The organism is Paraclostridium sp. AKS73 (assembly GCF_025671395.1).
GTDB classification, from domain to species: domain Bacteria; phylum Bacillota; class Clostridia; order Peptostreptococcales; family Peptostreptococcaceae; genus Paraclostridium; species Paraclostridium benzoelyticum.
This window is the reverse complement of the sequence record NZ_JAIXHU010000003.1, coordinates 40,930-59,730: the sequence shown is the minus strand read 5'-3', so window position 1 is coordinate 59,730 and position 18,801 is coordinate 40,930. Positions and strand designations below refer to the sequence as shown.

Here is an 18,801-nt window from a genome sequence, read left to right as displayed (position 1 = left end):
AAGTAAAAAATATAATTTGGTAATAAATAGGGTGGATAAATATTCACAAAAAATATTATAAGTGCTATAATTTACTAAACTGTATAAAAGGAGACTTGTAGATATGTTTAAGCAAATGAGAAGAAAAGAAAGACAAAAGCTAGAAAACATTAATTATAATAACAAAGTTTCATTTTATGTAGTAGGAAAAACTTGTGTAATTCCAGAAAAATTTAGCACAAAATATGAAAGTACTATTTTATTTGGAGAGGCTAATGAAGTTTTTGGAGAAGAAAAAAATGAAGCTTTACTAGAGCTATTGAAAAAATACTCACCTAATTTTATAGATAAAGGTAAATTTTACATAAAAAATGCTGGAGACAAAACTAGAGTAATAAAGATGAGTATTGATAAAATTTCAGGCAAAGCTATAATATAAATATAAAACTTAACATATTGAGGTGAATTATGAGTGGACATAAATTTAATATTAAAAAATTAGAAAAATTGAATAATCCTCATAGGATAGAGATGATAGACTTAGAAAAAATAGTGGAAAACTTGAAACTAAGAGATAATAGTTTGTTAGTAGATATAGGTGCCGGAACAGGTATTTTTCAGAAAACTGCTAGAGCTTATTCCAAAATCTAATTGCTATGCATTAGATATATCAAGAGAAATGATAGATTGGATAAATTTAAATCGCATTCCAAGATTACATGGAAGACTTAAAGCTAGTGTAATGGAAGAAAGTAGTATATCACTTAAAGAAAACTTAGCAGATCTAGTACTTATGATAACTGTGCATCATGAGTTAGATGACGCAATAGTACTCTTAAAAGATGCAAAAAGAGTTTTAAATGAAGATGGTAAAATTCTTATATGTGATTGGAAAGAAGGATCACATAAACATTTTGTAAAAAAGATAAGATAGTAAATGATTTAAAAGAAGCTGGATTTGAAAATATACAAGAAATAGATGCATCAGAAGATTTAGTTTGTCTAATTGGATATTAATAGGTATTAACAAGGGAGATGTTTTATAAAACGTCTCCTTTATTTTTTATATTATAAATATAGTAAAATATGTTTAAAATTACATCTTTTGTGGTAAATATTACAAGGAACAATAATTATTCTTAAATTTCAATTCTAAAATACAAAAACAATCAAAATACAACTAGAATAATGAGGTGATGTGTATGAAGGAAACTTTTCATATAGGAATTGATGTTGGATCAACTACTGTAAAATTAGTAGTATTAGATAAGCGCAACAATATTGTATTTAAAAAATACAAAAGACATTTATCTGATATAAAAAACGCTGTAATAAAAATTCTAGAAGACACTTATAGAAGTATAGGAGATAGTTGCGTTTCTGTAGTTATAACTGGTTCAGGAGGAATGAATTTAGCAAATAACTTAGGTGTAGATTTTGTACAAGAGGTAATAGCAAGCACTAAAGCTGTGGAAGTTTATAATTCAGATACTGACGTAGTTATAGAATTAGGTGGAGAAGATGCAAAGATAATCTATTTAACTAATGGAATAGAACAAAGAATGAATGGAATTTGCGCAGGAGGAACTGGTTCTTTTATAGATCAAATGGCATCTTTATTAAAGACTGATGCTAGCGGGTTAAATGAACTAGCAAAAGATTATAAAAATATATATAGTATAGCTGCTAGATGTGGAGTATTTGCCAAAACAGATATTCAGCCATTGATAAATGAGGGTGCAAGAAAAGAAGATATAGCAATGAGTATTTTTCATGCAGTAGCAGTACAAACTATAAGTGTTTTAGCCTGTGGAAGAAAAATACAGGGAAAAGTTGCTTTTCTAGGAGGACCGCTATACTTTTTATCCCAACTAAGACAATCATTTATAGATATGCTAAACTTAGACGAACACGATATTATATTTCCTAAAGATGCTCAACTGTACATAGCTATAGGAGCAGCTCTTTCATATACAAATAATAAAACATTTATGATAAGTGACTTATTATTAAACTTAAAGAACTCAAAAGAAACTCAAAATACCACTCAAAGTAAATTAAAGCCTTTATTTATAAACGAAGAAGAATATGAAAAATTCAAAGAAAGACATAGTATGAATATAGTTACTACAAAAGAGTTATCAAATTACTCAGGAGATTGCTTTTTAGGTATTGACGCAGGATCTACAACAACTAAGGTAGCTCTAATTGATGATGATGGCAATTTACTATATTCAGCATATAAAAGCAATGAAGGAAGCCCTTTAAACTCTACAATAGATATTTTAAATGATATATATATAAACTTACCAAATACAGCTAAAATAGTGAATTCAGCAGTTACAGGATATGGAGAAGCTTTACTAAAACAAGCGTTAAAGATAGATATAGGAGAAATAGAAACGGTAGCGCATTATAAGGGAGCTAAGTTTTTCTCTCCAAATGTAGACTTTATACTTGATATAGGCGGGCAAGATATGAAATGTCTAAAGATAAATAATGGAGTTATCGAAACTATAATATTAAATGAAGCTTGCTCTTCGGGGTGTGGGTCGTTTTTAGAAACTTTTGCGAAATCATTAGAACTTGATATAAAAGAATTTTCTAAAAAAGCTCTATACTCTGAAAATCCAGTTGATTTAGGATCTAGATGTACGGTATTTATGAACTCAAGAGTAAAACAAGCTCAAAAGGAAGGTAACTCGGTAAGTGATATAAGTGCTGGATTATCATATTCAGTTATAAAAAATGCATTATATAAAGTTATAAAAGCAAAATCTAAAGAAGATATTGGACAATACCCTGTTGTTCAAGGAGGAACTTTTTATAACGATGCTGTATTAAGGGTATTTGAAATACTAACGGAACGAGAAGTTGTAAGACCTAATATTGCAGGAATAATGGGTGCATTTGGAGCTAGTATAATTGCAAAAGAAAAATATAAAAAGGGAACACTACATTATTGTTAGATAGAGATAATATAAATAATATAAAGCTAAGAACTATTACTGCAAGATGTGGAAAATGTTCTAATAATTGTTTACTTACTATAAATAATTTTGGAAATGGAGAAAAGTTTATTTCAGGAAATAGATGTGAAAAAGGGTCAGGATTAGAAGTTAATGAAAATAAACATATAAATCTATTTGAATACAAATATAAAAAAATATTTGGCTATAAAAGCGTAGAAGCTAAATATGCAAAGCGAAAAACTATTGGTATACCTAGGGTTTTAAATATGTATGAAAATTATCCTTTCTGGCACACTATATTTACAAACTTAGGATTTAGTGTTATTTTATCAGAAAAATCGTCTAAACAAATTTATGAAAAAGGTATGGATTCAATTGTTTCTGAATCAGTTTGCTATCCAGCAAAACTAGTTCATGGTCATATAAATGATTTAATTGAAAAAGGAGTTAAAACAATTTTTTATCCATGTATAAGACATGAACACAAAGAGTTTGAAAATATAGATAATCATTTTAATTGTCCTGTTGTAATGTCATACTCAGAAGTTATAAAAAATAATATTAGTGAAATACGAGATAAAAATATTAATTTTATTAATCCGTTTTTACCAATGAATAATAAAAAAGCATTAAAGAAAAGTCTTTTTGAAGAGTTAAATAAAATTAAATTATATGATAAAGATTTTATAGAAATAAGTAAAGATGAAATAAGTAAAAGTGTAGATCTAGGTTTTAAAGAATATGAAAAATTTAAAAAAGACATACAGAATATGGGTGAAAAAGCATTAAAATTAATAGAAAAAACAATATGAAGGGTATTGTTTTAGCAGGAAGACCGTATCATATTGACCCAGAAATAAATCATGGGATACCAGAACTTATAAATTCTTTAGATATGGCAGTCCTAACAGAGGATAGTATATGCCATTTAGGCAAAATAGATAAATCTTTAAGAGTTGTAGATCAATGGGCATATCATTCAAGATTATATAGAGCTGCAAAATATGTTAGTCATTCAAAAAATTTAGAACTTGTTCAGTTAAATTCTTTTGGTTGTGGTCTTGATTCAGTTACAACTGATCAAGTTCAAGAACTTTTAAATAGTGAGGGAAGAATATACACTTGTATAAAAATTGATGAAGGAAATAATTTAGGAGCTGCTAAAATAAGATTAAGATCGTTAAAAGCGGCCATAGAAGAAAGAGATAAAAATAATATAGAAATTATAAAAGTTGAAAAAAAATATAAAAGAGGAAGTTTAGCTAAAGCTATAAAAGAAGATTATAATATTTTAGTTCCTCAAATGTCACCTATACACTTTGATTTAGTAGAACATGGAGTAAGATCATGTGGATATAATATGGTATTACTAAAAGATTATGAAGGTGCTGTAGAAGAAGGATTGAAATACGTTAATAATGATGCTTGCTATCCAGCGATTATTGTAGTAGGTCAAATTATTAAAGCATTAAAAAGTGGGGAATATAATTTAAGTAAGACTGCGGTGGCTATAACTCAAACTGGAGGGGTTTGCAGAGCTACTAACTACATTGGTTTCTTAAGAAAAGCTTTAAGTGATGCAGGATATGAAGATGTACCTGTATTATCTTTATCTATAAATGGAGAAGAAAAGAGCAATTTATATAGTGCTTTCTCATTAAGCCTAGTAAATAAAGTTTTAATGGGCGTCATATATGGAGACTTGCTTATGAAAGTTTTATATAGAGTTAGACCATATGAAAAAGTAAAGGGAAGTGCTAATAAACTATATGAAAAATACATAAGGATTTGTAAAAAGAGTTTAGAAAGAGGAAGCTTTATTGAGTTTAAAGAAAACATATATAATATAGTAAGAGATTTTGATAATTTACCTATAGTACAAGTCGAAAAACCTAAAGTTGGATTAGTTGGAGAGATCTTAGTTAAATTTCATCCATTGGCAAATAACAACATTGTAGATGTGTTGGAAGCTGAAGGAGCTGAGGTAGTTGTTCCAGAACTTATGAATTTCTTTTTAAGTTGTTGTTTTAATACATATTACAAGGCTGATAATCATTTAGATAAAAAATATAAAAAACTAGGTGGTAAATTTGGGATAGGTGCAATTGAAAAATATCAAAAGCATTATATGAATGCTTTGGAAAGTAGTAAGAGATTTAGTAAGACAAAAGATATTAAAACTCTAGGAAGTATAGCATCTAATGTAATTTCTCTAGGAAATCAAGCTGGGGAAGGATGGCTTTTAACAGCTGAAATGATGGAACTTATCGAAAGTGGTGTGAAAAATATTATCTGCATGCAACCTTTTGCTTGCTTACCTAATCACATAACTGGAAAAGGAGTAATTAAGGAATTAAAAAGAATTTATGATGATTCCAATATTGTTCCAATAGACTATGATCCAGGGGCTAGCGAAGTAAATCAGTTAAATAGAATAAAACTTATGCTTTCAACATCATTTAAAAATTTAGAATGTAATAATGTGAATATTGAAACTTTAAAACCTGAAAGTATAGAGCCTGAAGATACAGAAAAAGAAGCATTAGCTTAATAAAAATAAGTAGTTACGGAGTGAAACTAATTTACATCGTTAACTACTTATTTTTATATAATAAAATTTATTTCAATAATTTGTATCTATAAATAATTGATGAGGTTAAATATCCTAAAAACAATCCATTCATAAAAGTCACTACAAATCTACCTATTCCAAAATTTTTAAATATAAGGTAGCTTAAAATAATAATTAAAATTTGTATCGAAATAGCTGTTAAATGATATTGAAATTTATTTGATCGTATATGTTTGTTACTATACCTTCTTATAGTATAGAAGTAATATAAAATAACAAAAAAACCTAATAGTGTGCTACCATGTTGAAGCAATTTGAAAAAGGGAACTTGATAACCAAGTATATGTATAGATTCTTTTAATAGATTTATGTTAACAACAAAATAACCTGTTTTATGGGTAAATGCATCCCAGATTATATGTGTTAGCATTCCGACTATACATGAGTATGTAAATACAAAAATATCTTTAGGACTTTTAAAATTAAAATCATAATTTATAAGATATGTATAATAGTTACAGATCTTAGAAGGGAGATTAATTATAAATGGATTTTTTATGAACTTTAATATTAGGTAGTTTAACAAAAAGCATATTGGAAGATTAAGAATTAAAAATCCTAATAGTGTATGTCCTAAATCACTGCTTGGATTAAATAATAAAAAATATATAAAATCTGGTGCCATAGAGCCTAGAATCAATCCTAATGAACTAAAGTTTTTGTTTTTTGAAAAAAATTACTACAGCTGGATGAGCTAATGTAAATGGCATAAAAAATTCTCCTTAAAATTTTATTTCATTTTAATATAATAATATAAATAAATAAAATATGCTATATATTTTGAATCGTAATATATATAATTACTTTTTAAACCAAAATTTACCAAATGAAAAAATATATGATTTAAAGTAATATATAAGTGATATGATATGTAAAAGGAAGTAGGAAAAAATTATGAAAGAAAATTTAATGGATTTAATATTCAATACGCTGCCTATACCTATATGGATAAAATCAAAAGAAGGAGCATTTCTAGATATAAACCAAAAATTTAAAGACACATATATAAGTAAAGAAATAAAGAAAGAAGATATCATAGGTAAATTCAATAAAGATATATACCCTGTAGAAATAGCTAAAATGTTTGATATGAACTATAAAAAAGTACTAGACAGCAAACAACCTATGACATTTGAAAATAAGCATAAAAACAAAATAACCAAAGCTTATTTAACCCCTGTACTTGACAAAGACAAAGAAATAATTGTAGTAACAGGTATAATACACGATATATCAGAGTTTAAACAATATGAAGAAGACAATATTTATCAAAAGAACTTAATGGAAACTATAATAAACAGCATACCAGACATAGTGTTTTATAAAGATATAGAAGGGAAATATGTAGGAGGAAATAATGCTTTCTTTGAAAGGTTTTATGAAAGAGATAAAAGTTATGTTATAGGAAAAACAGATTTAGAACTAAGTGAAGATAAAAACTTATCAGAGTATCTTATAAAAAAGATAAAGAAGCGATAGAAAGTAAAAAAATATATATTCTAAATTAAAAATAAAAATAGTAAAAAGAAGTTACATATTTTGAAAGTATAAAAACACCTGTAATAAATAAAAGAAATGAAGTAGTAGGCGTAGTAGGCGTATCAAGAGACATAACAAAAAGAAAAGAATTAGAAAATATGTTAAGACAAATGAGTTATACAGATAAATTAACGGGACTTTTTAATCGAGCATATTTTGAAGAACAAATAAAAATTTTAAATAATGAAAAATTTTATCCTCTAAGTATGATAATTGGAGATGCAAATGGATTAAAAAAATTAAATGATACAAAAGGCCATTTAGAAGGGGATAAATTGATTATAAAAATTTCAGAAATTTTAAAAATAGTTGTAATGAAAGGGATCTTATTTTTAGATGGGGTGGAGATGAATTTGTAATTCTTATGCCAAACACAAATTCCATTTGTGCCCAAAGTACATATAATACTATTTTAGAAAATTGTAAAAAGGCTAGTAACTATTCCATGAAAATAAGTATAGCATTAGGAGTCTCAACAAAAGTTGACAATAAATTAAGCATAGAAGATTTAATAAAAGAAGCAGAAGATACAATGTATCAAGAAAAGTTACTATCAAAAGAGAGTAGAAAAAATTACATAATGAAATCTCTACAAAAAACACTAGAGGAAAAGAGTTTAGAAACACGAGATCATACTAGTAGGACTGTAGAATATGCATACAAAATAGGAAAAAAATTAAACTTAAATAATAAACAAATTAGAGAGTTAAAACTATTGGCATATCTACATGATATAGGAAAAATCGGGGTATGTGAAAGCATAATAGAAAAACCGGGACCTCTTACTCAAGAGGAATATGGTTTAATCCAAAATCATAGTGAAAAAGGATTTAGAATAGCTAATTGCACACCTGATTTATCTCATGTAGCTTATGGGATTTTAACTCACCATGAACGATACGATGGAAATGGATATCCATTAGGATTAAAAGGAGAGGAAATCCCATTATTGTCAAGGATAATATCTGTTGTAGATTCATTTGATGCAATGACAAGTGATAGAGCATATAGAAAAGCAATGTCAAAAAAACAAGCAATAGAAGAATTAAGAAAAAACTCAGGGACTCAATTTGATTCAAATATTGTAGATGCTTTTATCGAAGAATTAGAAAGTGATACATAATAAATAAGCCTTCATTTAAATGAAGGCTTTTTATGATATAATCAATTATATAAAATCTTAAGGAGGAAATTTATGAAAATTATTCACACAAGTGATTGGCATATTGGGAAATAGTAAATGAATTTTCAATGATTGAAGATCAAAAATACATTTTAAATAGATTAATAGATTTAATAGAAAAAGAAAAGCCAGAAGTACTTATAATAGCAGGGGATGTATACGATAGGTCAATTCCGCCTGTGGAAGCTGTAGAATTATTAAATGAAACTTTAAGTAATTTAATAATTGATAAAAAAGTAAAAGTATTGGCTATATCAGGAAATCATGATGGTGGAGAAAGACTAAGCTTTGGAAGTCAAATTTTAGAAAAGCACGGATTATATATAGCGGGTAGAGACGATGAACTATACAAGCATGTAGTTGTAAAAGATGGAGAAAAAAATGTAAACTTTTATTTAATTCCATATAAGGATCCTGCATTAACAAGAAAAATTTCAGATGAAAAAGAAATTAAAAGCCATAATGATGCAATGAAATTCGTAGTAGAAAAAATTAAGGAAGATATAAATTATGAAGAAGTAAATATCCTAGTAGGACATGGATACGTTACTATGAAAAGAGAAGATGCAATAGAGTGTATTGAAAATAAATATGAAGTAGCAAATCTTGAAACATCAGAATCTGAAAGACCTCTATCAATAGGAGGGACAGATTTAATAGATGGTAAAATATTTGATGACTTTGATTATGTAGCTCTAGGTCATCTTCATGGAAGACAAAAAATTGGAAGAGAAGAAATGAAGTACTCAGGATCAATATTAAAGTATTCTTTCTCAGAAGTTAAACAAAAAAAGGAGTATACATATTAGATATAAACAATAAAGATGCAATAAATATAGATTTTAAATGTTTAAAGCCAGTAAGAGATTTAAGAGTTATAAAAGGGAATATAGAAGACTTAATAGAGGAAGCTAGAGAATTAGAAGAAGGAAAAGAAGATTATATACAAGCTATATTAACAGATGATGGAGAACTTATAAATCCAATGGAAAAGTTAAGAGCAGTTTATCCAAATACTATGTTAATAACAAGAGAGAGAAAAAGGGAAATTAGTGAAGATAAAACTTCAGCAAAAGATGAATATAAGAGAAAAAGTAAGCTAGAGCTATTTAAAGAGTTTTATGAAGATTTAGGTAGCGGAGATTATACAGAAGAAAAAGAAGTAGTTTTAATGAATACTATAAATGAAGTTTTAAAAAGTGAGGTGAAATAATGAGACCTATAAAGTTAACCATAAGTGCCTTTGGACCATATGCAGATAAGCAAGTTATAGATTTTGAAGAATTAATGGTAGAAACATATTTGTGATATCAGGAAAAACAGGAGCAGGTAAAACTACTATATTTGATGCTATAAGCTATGCCTTATACGGAGAGGCTAGCGGAGAGTCAAGAGAGACAGACTCTTTGAGAAGTCATTTTGCAGATGATGATGTAGAAACTTTTGTTGAATTAGAATTTGAATTAAAAGGTGAACGATATATAGTAAATAGAGTTCCAAAGCAAAAAAGAAAAATCAAGAGGTGAAGGATTTACAGAAAAAAGTGCAGATGCAACACTTACATTACCAGATGGAAAGGTTATAACTAAAGTTACTAATGTAACAAATAAATTAATTGAGATATTGGGTATAACTAGAGATCAGTTTAAACAAATTGTTATGCTACCACAGGGTGAGTTTAAAAAATTATTATTAGCAGATTCATTAGAAAGAGAAGGTATTTTTAGAAAAATATTTAACACTTATGATTTTGAAAAAATACAGATAGATCTCAAAGAAAAAGCTATCAGTTTAAGCAAAAACAGAAACAAAAGTAAGGATGAAATGCAAACTAACTTAAAAAATATAAAAGGTGAGCATGATATATCCATTGGAGAATATGTAGATTTTCCTTTTGTTATAGAAAAATTAAAAGATTTTATATCAAAGGATAGTGAAGCTTATAAAAATTTAAATGAAGATGATAAAGCTTTATATAATGAACTAGAACTTATAAATAAGGAAAAGTAAAAATAGAAAACAATAACAATTTATTGAAAGAAAAAGAAAAAATAGATAATAGTTTATTAAATCTTATAAATAAAGAAAAAGAATTTGAAATAAAAAAGAAACTATAAATAAATGTAAAAGTGCCAAAGAAGTTAAATACATAGAAGATAAATTAATAGAAAATGAAAATATATTAGAACAAAGAAAAAATCATATGAAGAAACTCTATTAAATACTGAAAGACTAAATAAAGAAGCTGATATAGCAAAATCAAACTTAAAAATAGAAGAAGCTAAAGAACCTGAAAGAGATGAACTAAAATCACAAATAAAGAACTTAGAAGATATAAAACCTAAGATAGCAGAATTTGATGAACTAAAAGATAGTTTAATTACTAAAAATAAAAGTTTGGATGAAGTCAAATTTAAAATAGAAAATAATAAAAAAAATAACGAAAAATTAAAAAAAAGAAAAATTAGAAAATGAAAATAAGTTAAAAGAAATAGGTACGTTAGAAACTAAAAAAGTAGAAATAGAGAATGAGATTTCTAATAAAGAAAAAACTAGGCAAGAACTTAGAGATTTATATAAATCTATAATAAATTATAAAAATCTTAAAGAAAATCATATTAAATTAAATAAAGAGTATGAAAAAATAGAGCAGATATATAAAGATTATAAGAAAAGCTTTGAAGCTATGGATGAAATATATAAAAAGGAACAAGCAGGGATATTAGCAGCTAATTTAAAAGAAAATAAACCTTGCCCAGTATGTGGATCTAAAAATCATCCAAGTCCAGCGGTTATAAGTAAAAGCTTAGTAGTTCCAACAAAGGAAGAATTAAAAATAGCTAAAGAAAAATTAGAGAAATCTGAAAAAGAATACAACTTAATAATAAATGAATTAACTAAATTAAATACTGACTGTAAAAATTATTTTGATATTGTAAGCAATAGTTTATCGAAGTTTTCAAAAACTTTAAATATAGATGAAAAATATTCAGAGAATACAGATGAAATAGTTAAGTTAAAGGGTCTTGAATTAAAGGCTAATATTGATGATTTAAATAAGGGTCTTATAAAAATAAACGAAAAACTATCCTTGAAAAAGAGTATAGATGAAAAAATCAAACTATAGAAAATAGTATTATAGAAATCGAAAAAGAATTAAGCACATTAGATGAAGAGGAAAAAAATTAAGAGAAGAAGTAGGCGAAGTAAAATTCAATATAAAAAATTATAAAGAAAAAATTCCTGATGACATCTTAGATATAAAAACTCTTGAAAATTTAATAAACATTAAATCTAAAGAGTTAGATGATAGCCAAAAAATTAATAAAGTTAAGAGAAGATAACGAAAATATTTCAAGACAATTAGAAGGTGAAACTTCTAAATCTAAGCAAATTAAAGATTATATAGAAGAATTAAAGACTAATGTAGAAAAGATAAAGTTAGAATTTAATACTTTATTAAAAAACTTAGGATTTAATGATTTTAATAACTATGAGGAGTTTAAATCAAAGATTTACTTAATTAAAGACTTAGAAAAAGAAGTAGAAGATTATTATTTAAATTTAAATTTACTTAAATCTAAAAAAGAAGACATAGTTATTAAAACTAAAGATTTATCTTTTATTGATATAGATAGTATTGATGAAAAGCTAAAGAAACTTCAAGAAGAAAAGAAAGGTTTAGAGCTTAGACTTAGAGAACTTTACTCAGTATTAGAAAACAATAAATCTATACTTAAAAATGTAGAAAGTTTAAATGCTAAGTTTAAAGCTATAGAAGAAGAGTATAAGGTTGTAGGAGAATTAGCTGATTTGGCAATGGTAAAAAATCTCCATATATATCTTTTGAAAGATACATATTAGCTTCATACTTTGAAGATATAATAGAAGCGGCAAATATAAGACTTGAAAAAATGACAGGTGATAGATTCTCCTTAATAAGAAAGAAAAGTAAGAGCAAAGGAGCGGGGCAAAAAGGTTTAGAACTAGAAATTTACGATAACTATACAGACAGCTCTAGAGATGTTAGCTCATTATCAGGAGGAGAAAGTTTCAAAGCATCTTTATCTTTGGCACTAGGACTTTCAGATGTAGTTCAATCAAATGCAGGAGGAGTATCCCTTGATACTATGTTTGTTGATGAAGGATTTGGAACATTAGATCCGCAATCACTAGATAACGCAATTGATAGTTTACTTGAACTTCAAAGAGGTGGAAGGTTAGTAGGTATAATATCACATGTTGAAGAATTAAAAGAAAGAATAGATGCTAAGTTAGAAGTAGTATCTACAGCAAAAGGAAGTAAAGCTGAATTTAATATATTGTAAAAGATCAAATAATTAAAAATCCAACTCTATTTTAGAGTTGGATTTTTCTATTTTTAACTGTAACATAAATGTCACTTAACGATGATAAATTAACGCTAAGGTTAAGGAATTTAAGATTATAAAAACTAATGGAGGTGGGTTATGGTATTTTCAAATACGTTATTTCTTTACTTATTTCTTCCTATTAATCTTATTCTGTATTATGCAGTTAAGAGCAGAAAATGGAAAAACTTTATTTTGATTATTTTTTCTTTAGCATTTTATGCTTGGGGAGAACCGGTATGGATATTTCTTTTAATATTTAGTTCTTTAGTAGATTATGGACATGGACTATTTATTGAAAAGTATAGAGGAACTAAGTTAGCTAAAATAGGTTTATTATCATCTATATGTATTAATTTAGGATTATTAATTACTTTTAAATATAGTGCATTTTTATATGAAAATTTAAATACTATATTTAATTTATCGTTAGAAATGCCTAAGTTTTCATTGCCTATAGGAATTTCTTTTTACACATTTCAAACTTTATCATACACAGTAGATGTATATAAGGGAGATGTTAAAGCACAGAAAAATTTCTCTAAGTTCTTGATGTATGTATCTCTGTACCACCAATTAGTTGCAGGACCAATAGTTAGATATTCAGATGTAGAAGAAGAAATTGAAAGTAGAGTTATTACTGTAGAAAATTTTAGTAGAGGAATAAGTAGGTTTACTATAGGTCTTGCAAAGAAAGTATTAATTGCAAATGTAGCAGGACAGTTTGTAACTCAATATATGAATTCAGATTTATCTAGTATAACTGTTCTTGAAGCTTGGTTTGGAATTGCAATGTTTACTATACAAATATATTTTGACTTCTCTGGATACTCAGACATGGCGATAGGGCTTGGGAAGATGTTTGGATTTACATACATGGAGAATTTCAACTATCCGTATATATCAAAATCTGCAACTGAATTTTGGAGAAGATGGCATATATCATTAGGAAGTTTCTTTAGAGACTATGTATATATACCATTAGGTGGAAATAGAAAAAACATTATATTTAATTTATTCGTTGTATGGTTTTTAACTGGTATATGGCATGGAGCTAGTTGGAACTTTATACTTTGGGGTCTTTATTTTGGTATATTAGTATATTTAGAAAAAAAGATTTTATTTAGAGTTTTAAACAAAATACCAAAAATATTTTCACATATATATCTGATTGTTGCACTTTTAGTTGGATGGACTTTATTTTACTTTACAGATGTAAATAGAGCTTTTGAATATATAAAGATATTATTTGGATTTACAAATAATGAGTTTACAAATAATGAGCTAAAGTTAGTTTTTACAAACAATATATATTGGATTTTAATAGCTATAGTTGCGAGTACCCCTATATATCCATATCTTAAACAATATATAGGACAAAGTAGAATAAAAATATTTGGACAAGTTGTAGAAGTTCTATTAAATGTAGTTATAATGATTTGCTGTACTTCAATGTTAATAGCAAGCAGCTACAATCCATTTTTATATTTTAGGTTTTAGGAGGTCTTATGAGCCGTAAATTAAAAAGACAAGAGAAACGAAAAAATGAATTAAGTAAAATATTAAATAAAATAAATATATTTATATTTGTGGCAACCTTGATAATGTTTTCTGTTTTATCAGTAATTATCCCAAAAAAAACAGTATCAGAGATAGAAAAAAGAGAATTAGCAAAATTTCCTAAGTATACAAAAGAATCACTATTCTCTGGAGAGTACTTTAAAGGAATTGAAAATTTTTATAATGACACATTTCCATTTAGAGATAAATTTTTACAGATATATTCTCACATAAATGAATCAAAGGGAATAAGACAAGGTGAAGATGAAATAAAATTATATAAATAGAGAGGTAATAAAATGAATAAAAAATAAAACCATCAACAAGAAAAATATTAGCAATGTGTTTAGTACTTATTATTGCGAGTCAAGTTGTAGCGTGCTCAAATAAAGATGCCATAAATTCTAGTAAAGAAGGTAGTAGTTCTGAACAAAAAGTAGATACATCAGAAAGTAATAAAACTGATAGTAATGCAACTGCTGAAAAATCAGGATCAGTTATTACTGTAGGAAATAAGGCTTTTGAGATTTTTAATGAAAATAAAGCTGGAGAAAAAGAATATTCTCAAATTATATCTGAACATAAAAAAGCATTGGGAAAAGATGTGCAAGTTTATAATATGGTAGTCCCAACTCATGTTGAATTTGGACTACCTGAAAATATAAAGATATGTCAAAATCAGAAAAAGATTCTATAGACAGTATATATAAAAATATGGACAAAGATGTAAAGACTGTAGATGCTTATGATAACTTGAAAAAGCATAAAGAGGAGTATATATACTTTAATACTGATCATCACTGGACTTCATTAGGTGCATACTATGCATATCAATCATTGCAAAAGAAGCAGGATTTAAACCTGCAGAACTATCGGAGTATGACAAATATACTAAAGAAGGCTTTTTAGGAACATTATATGCGCAAACACAAGATAGTAAGATTAAAAACAATCCAGATAAAGTGGATTATTATAAAATTCCTTGTGATTATAGTGTTTATAGATATGAAAAAGAAAATCCCAATAAACCTCTTAAGACGACTTTATATGCAGATTATGCTAAAGGATCTAATGCTTACTCAGTTTTCCTACATGGAGATTTTCCAAGAATAGATATAAAAAATAAGGATGCTAAAAATAATAAAAAATTGGTTGTAGTAAAAGAATCTTATGGTAATGCATTTGTTCCATTTTTAATACCTCACTATAAAGAGGTAATAGTTATAGATTCTAGACATTATAAGGGAAGCTTAGAAAAATTAGTAAAAGAAAAGAATGCAAATGAAGTTTTATTTATAAATAATGCTTTTGCTGCAAACACACAAAAAATAGTTAATACTATAAAGGGTTTAAATAAATAAGTAATAAAAAGGAATGTATTAATGCATTCCTTTTTATTATTTATTATATACTAACGCATATAAATTATTAGTATAGTATTTATTGAAAAAATTAGGAGGTATGTTGTGGTAAATAAAAATGTAGAAAATGTGTGAAAGTAAGAAGGTCTATTATGATACCTATGACGCTAATATTCTTTTTTGTTATTACAATAGGGATTATTAAACCGAATATGTTGTATAACATTGAAAATAACATAGTAACATGGGCTACTAAAAGCTTTGGATGGTTATTTCAATTATCTGCTGTATTTTTTATTTATATGTTTTTGGTTAATGTTTTCAAAATATGGATCTATTAAATTAGGGGGAAAAGATGCACATCCAACTATGAGTTATTGGAATTGGTTTTGTATATCATTAACAGCGGGTATAGGTACAGGTATATTATTTTGGGGAATAGCAGAGCCCATAACCCATTTTATGAATCCTCCAGAATCTATAGGTATAATTCCAGGAAGTGAGTCTGCAGCAATGTTTGCAATGAATACATCTTTTACACACTGGACGTTTTACCCGTATTCAATGTATGCCATATCAGGAGTATGTATAGCTTTTGCAATATATAATATGAAATTACCATGTAGAGTAAGTTCTGTATTATACCCATTGTTTAATAAAAAGGTAAATTATAGATTAGAGTCTTTAATTGATAATATTTGTTTATTTGCTATGGCAGGCGGAGTAGCTGCTATATTGGGAGTAGGAACTATGCAGATTAGCAAGGGGCTAAATATAATACTTGGAGTTCCTAATAATAAATTTACGTGGATTACAATTGTAACCATAATAGTTATAACATATATAATATCTAGCATAACTGGAATAGATAAAGGAATCAAATGGATATCAGATAAAAATACAAAGTTATTTATAGGACTTATGGTTTTTATATTTGTATTAGGACCGACATCATTTATACTATCTCTAGGAACACAATCTTTAGGCAATTTTGCAAGTAATTTTTTGCAAATATCAACTTACTTAAGTCCTATTGATGGATCTGATTGGCCTAGATGGTGGCCTATATATTACTGGGCTATATGGTTAGCCTACGCACCATTGAATGGAATGTTTTTTGCTATGATAAGTAAAGGAAGAACTATACGAGAATTCATGGTAATGAATTTAATAATACCAGCATTATTTGGTATGATATGGTTTATTATATTTGGAGGAGCGGCTATACACCAAGAGCTTTCATATGGAGATTTATGGTCATCCATACAAAGTTCAGGAATGGAAGTATCACTATTCGCTTTCTTAACAAAATATCCTTTTGTAAAAATACTATCTATATTTTTTATAGTGGCTATATTTATTTCAATAGTTACAATGTGCGATTCTGTTACAACAACTATAACAAGACTATCAATAAAATCAGATAATAATGAAAAAACTAAGACTTCCTATAAAATAAATATATTTTGGGGAGTATTAATGGCTTCTATGGCTATTGTAAACCTAATTTGTGCAGGAGGTAAAATTAGTGGTATAGATGCAACTAAACAAATCGCAACTGTTGCAGGTTTTCCAATATTATTCTTTATGATAGCATTAGCATTTTGCCTAGTAAAAATGTTAGTCAATCACAAGTTATATGATAGGACTGATGAATATAAGGATGAAGCTCATATTGTAAAAACTACAAAGCATGAAGTTGAAGATATAAATACAACAGAAGTAGATGCAATGTCGTGTGGACTGTCACGTAGTCATTCAATTATAGATAATAAGAAAAGTGAGGATTATTTATAAAATAGGTTTTGTGATAAGTGACAAAAAGTAAACAGTGTAAATAGTAAAAATGCGGTATATAAACTTATACCGCATTTTTAACTATGATTATTTATTTTCTTTACGTAGTTTTGAAAATTCAGCTACAGCTGTGAATAAAACATCAGTAGATGAATTTATAGCTGTTTCACAAGAATCTTGAATTACACCAACTATAAATCCTACTCCTACGACTTGCATTGCTATGTCATTTGGGATACCAAACAAGCTGCATGCAAGAGGTACTAATAAAAGCGAACCGCCAGCTACTCCTGAAGCTCCACAAGCACTTATGGCGGATAATAAACTAAGTAATAAAGCCATAATAATATTTACTTCTATTCCAAGGGTATGAACTGCTGCAAGTGTTAATATAGAAATTGTAATTGCAGCTCCACCCATATTAATGGTAGCTCCAAGTGGTATAGAGACTGAATAAGTATCTTTATCCAAATTTAAATCTTTACATAATTGCATATTAACAGGTATATTTGCAGCTGAGCTACGAGTAAAAAATGCTGTAAGTCCACTGTTTTTTAAACATTTAAAGACAAGTGGATAAGGGTTTTTACGAATTCCAACAAAAGCTATAAGTGGATTTACTACAAGTGCTATAAAAAGCATACAACCGACTAATAATATAATTAATTGTCCATAGCTAAGCAAGGATTCTATTCCTTGAGTAGATATACTATCAAATACTAGCCCCATAATTCCAAGAGGAGCAAAATTAATTATCCATTTTACTACTTGAGATAGTGCATCAGAGATGTTTGAAATCATTGTTTTAGTAGATGAAGAAGCGTTTTTAAGTGCAAGCCCTATAATTAAAGCCCAAGATAAAATACCGATATAATTAGCATTGTAAAGTGCCATTACAGGATTATCAACAACGTTAATAATTAGTGATTTTAAAACCTCGATAACTCCACCGGGAGGAGCCATCTTACTAACGCCAGAACCAAGAGTTAGTGTTATAGGGAATAAAAAGCTTGCGATAACAGCAACCAACCCTGCTAAAAATGTACCTAAAAGATAAAGAAATATTATTGATTTCATATTAGTTTGTTGACCTTGCTTGTGTTGACAAATAGCGGACATTACTAAGAAAAACACAAGAATCGGAGCGACTGATTTTAGAGCTCCAACGAATAGTGATCCGAAAATAACTATTGGTTTAGCTATATTAGGTATAGTTAATGCTAGCAATATTCCTATAATCAAACCAACTAAAATTCTTTTAACCAAACTAATATTGTTCCACTTATTAAGAAAATTTCCCATCGTACCTCCTACTTTAATAAATTATTTTGATGTTTAAATAGTTAAGTTAGTTCTAATTAATATTATTAAAAAAAATATAAAGTGTATGTTTGAATTTTGAGAAAAT

The 18,801-nt window shown here is 27.4% G+C and carries 20 protein-coding genes and 2 pseudogenes; 20 read left to right on the top strand and 2 right to left on the bottom strand.

Annotation, left to right across the window (positions count from 1 at the left end; genetic code table 11):
- Positions 1 to 103 precede the first annotated feature (103 nt).
- The 4 genes and pseudogenes from LEQ07_RS02950 (at position 104) to LEQ07_RS22365 (ending at position 5,502) form a co-directional block, all read left to right on the top strand.
- Positions 104 to 418 carry a pyridoxamine 5'-phosphate oxidase family protein gene (locus tag LEQ07_RS02950; RefSeq protein WP_263329473.1) on the top strand — a complete coding sequence of 105 codons (315 nt, stop codon included), beginning with the start codon at positions 104 to 106 and terminating at the stop codon, positions 416 to 418.
- Positions 419 to 447: 29 nt separating this feature from the next.
- Entirely contained in the window at positions 448 to 630 is a 183-nt protein-coding gene (locus LEQ07_RS02945; RefSeq protein WP_263329472.1) for a hypothetical protein, read from the top strand.
- A gap of 28 nt (positions 631 to 658) precedes the next feature.
- A complete protein-coding gene (locus LEQ07_RS02940; RefSeq protein WP_263329471.1) occupies positions 659 to 913 on the top strand; it encodes a class I SAM-dependent methyltransferase in 255 nt (84 codons plus the stop codon).
- A gap of 268 nt (positions 914 to 1,181) precedes the next feature.
- Positions 1,182 to 5,502, top strand: a pseudogene (locus LEQ07_RS22365) (acyl-CoA dehydratase activase-related protein).
- Between the two features lie 67 nt (positions 5,503 to 5,569).
- Here the strand turns inward: LEQ07_RS22365 and LEQ07_RS22825 are convergent.
- A complete protein-coding gene (locus LEQ07_RS22825; RefSeq protein ID WP_263329470.1) occupies positions 5,570 to 6,208 on the bottom strand; it encodes a DUF4184 family protein in 639 nt (212 codons plus the stop codon).
- A gap of 269 nt (positions 6,209 to 6,477) precedes the next feature.
- Between LEQ07_RS22825 and LEQ07_RS02925 the strand changes: the two genes are divergently transcribed.
- The 16 genes and pseudogenes from LEQ07_RS02925 (at position 6,478) to LEQ07_RS02850 (ending at position 17,393) form a co-directional block, all read left to right on the top strand.
- Entirely contained in the window at positions 6,478 to 7,062 is a 585-nt protein-coding gene (locus LEQ07_RS02925) for a PAS domain-containing protein (protein WP_263329469.1), read from the top strand.
- A 158-nt stretch (positions 7,063 to 7,220) separates the two neighbouring features.
- Positions 7,221 to 7,624 (top strand): annotated as a pseudogene (locus LEQ07_RS22820) (GGDEF domain-containing protein); the annotation flags it as partial.
- A gap of 30 nt (positions 7,625 to 7,654) precedes the next feature.
- Positions 7,655 to 8,245 (top strand): HD-GYP domain-containing protein, encoded by a 591-nt coding sequence (locus LEQ07_RS02915; RefSeq protein ID WP_442952393.1) that lies wholly within the window; start codon positions 7,655 to 7,657, stop codon positions 8,243 to 8,245.
- Positions 8,246 to 8,373: 128 nt separating this feature from the next.
- Positions 8,374 to 9,114: a metallophosphoesterase family protein gene (locus LEQ07_RS02910; protein WP_263329467.1), complete on the top strand. Its 741-nt coding sequence runs from the start codon at positions 8,374 to 8,376 to the stop codon at positions 9,112 to 9,114.
- A complete protein-coding gene (locus LEQ07_RS02905; protein WP_317851998.1) occupies positions 9,108 to 9,518 on the top strand; it encodes an exonuclease SbcCD subunit D C-terminal domain-containing protein in 411 nt (136 codons plus the stop codon). Before LEQ07_RS02910 ends, LEQ07_RS02905 begins: the two co-directional genes overlap by 7 nt.
- A 91-nt stretch (positions 9,519 to 9,609) precedes the next feature.
- Positions 9,610 to 9,831 carry an AAA family ATPase gene (locus LEQ07_RS02900; protein ID WP_263329466.1) on the top strand — a complete coding sequence of 74 codons (222 nt, stop codon included), beginning with the start codon at positions 9,610 to 9,612 and terminating at the stop codon, positions 9,829 to 9,831.
- 97 nt (positions 9,832 to 9,928) lie between these two features.
- Entirely contained in the window at positions 9,929 to 10,315 is a 387-nt protein-coding gene (locus LEQ07_RS02895) for a hypothetical protein (protein ID WP_263329465.1), read from the top strand.
- Between the two features lie 676 nt (positions 10,316 to 10,991).
- Complete coding sequence (locus LEQ07_RS02890; RefSeq protein WP_263329464.1) at positions 10,992 to 11,432, top strand: hypothetical protein; 441 nt, start codon at positions 10,992 to 10,994, stop codon at positions 11,430 to 11,432.
- 179 nt (positions 11,433 to 11,611) lie between these two features.
- A complete protein-coding gene (locus tag LEQ07_RS02885; RefSeq protein WP_263329463.1) occupies positions 11,612 to 12,169 on the top strand; it encodes a hypothetical protein in 558 nt (185 codons plus the stop codon).
- Positions 12,170 to 12,219: 50 nt separating this feature from the next.
- Complete coding sequence (locus LEQ07_RS02880) at positions 12,220 to 12,633, top strand: SbcC/MukB-like Walker B domain-containing protein (RefSeq protein ID WP_263329462.1); 414 nt, start codon at positions 12,220 to 12,222, stop codon at positions 12,631 to 12,633.
- 237 nt (positions 12,634 to 12,870) lie between these two features.
- Positions 12,871 to 14,175 (top strand): MBOAT family O-acyltransferase, encoded by a 1,305-nt coding sequence (locus LEQ07_RS02875; protein ID WP_317851992.1) that lies wholly within the window; start codon positions 12,871 to 12,873, stop codon positions 14,173 to 14,175.
- Between the two features lie 8 nt (positions 14,176 to 14,183).
- On the top strand, positions 14,184 to 14,522 hold the full coding sequence (locus LEQ07_RS02870; protein ID WP_046824418.1) for a DHHW family protein: 339 nt from the start codon (positions 14,184 to 14,186) through the stop codon (positions 14,520 to 14,522).
- Between the two features lie 53 nt (positions 14,523 to 14,575).
- Positions 14,576 to 14,932, top strand: a complete 357-nt coding sequence (locus tag LEQ07_RS02865) for a DHHW family protein (RefSeq protein WP_263329460.1) — start codon at positions 14,576 to 14,578, stop codon at positions 14,930 to 14,932.
- A complete protein-coding gene (locus tag LEQ07_RS02860; protein WP_263329458.1) occupies positions 14,905 to 15,144 on the top strand; it encodes a DHHW family protein in 240 nt (79 codons plus the stop codon). The genes LEQ07_RS02865 and LEQ07_RS02860 overlap by 28 nt, the downstream gene beginning before the upstream one ends.
- Positions 15,036 to 15,596, top strand: a complete 561-nt coding sequence (locus LEQ07_RS02855) for a DHHW family protein (RefSeq protein WP_317851997.1) — start codon at positions 15,036 to 15,038, stop codon at positions 15,594 to 15,596. The genes LEQ07_RS02860 and LEQ07_RS02855 overlap by 109 nt, the downstream gene beginning before the upstream one ends.
- Positions 15,597 to 15,857: 261 nt before the next feature.
- Positions 15,858 to 17,393, top strand: a complete 1,536-nt coding sequence (locus LEQ07_RS02850) for a BCCT family transporter (protein WP_263329457.1) — start codon at positions 15,858 to 15,860, stop codon at positions 17,391 to 17,393.
- Between the two features lie 87 nt (positions 17,394 to 17,480).
- Here LEQ07_RS02850 and sstT read toward each other — a convergent pair whose 3' ends face one another.
- Complete coding sequence (gene sstT / locus LEQ07_RS02845) at positions 17,481 to 18,695, bottom strand: serine/threonine transporter SstT (protein ID WP_046824416.1); 1,215 nt, start codon at positions 18,693 to 18,695, stop codon at positions 17,481 to 17,483.
- Positions 18,696 to 18,801: the final 106 nt, after the last annotated feature.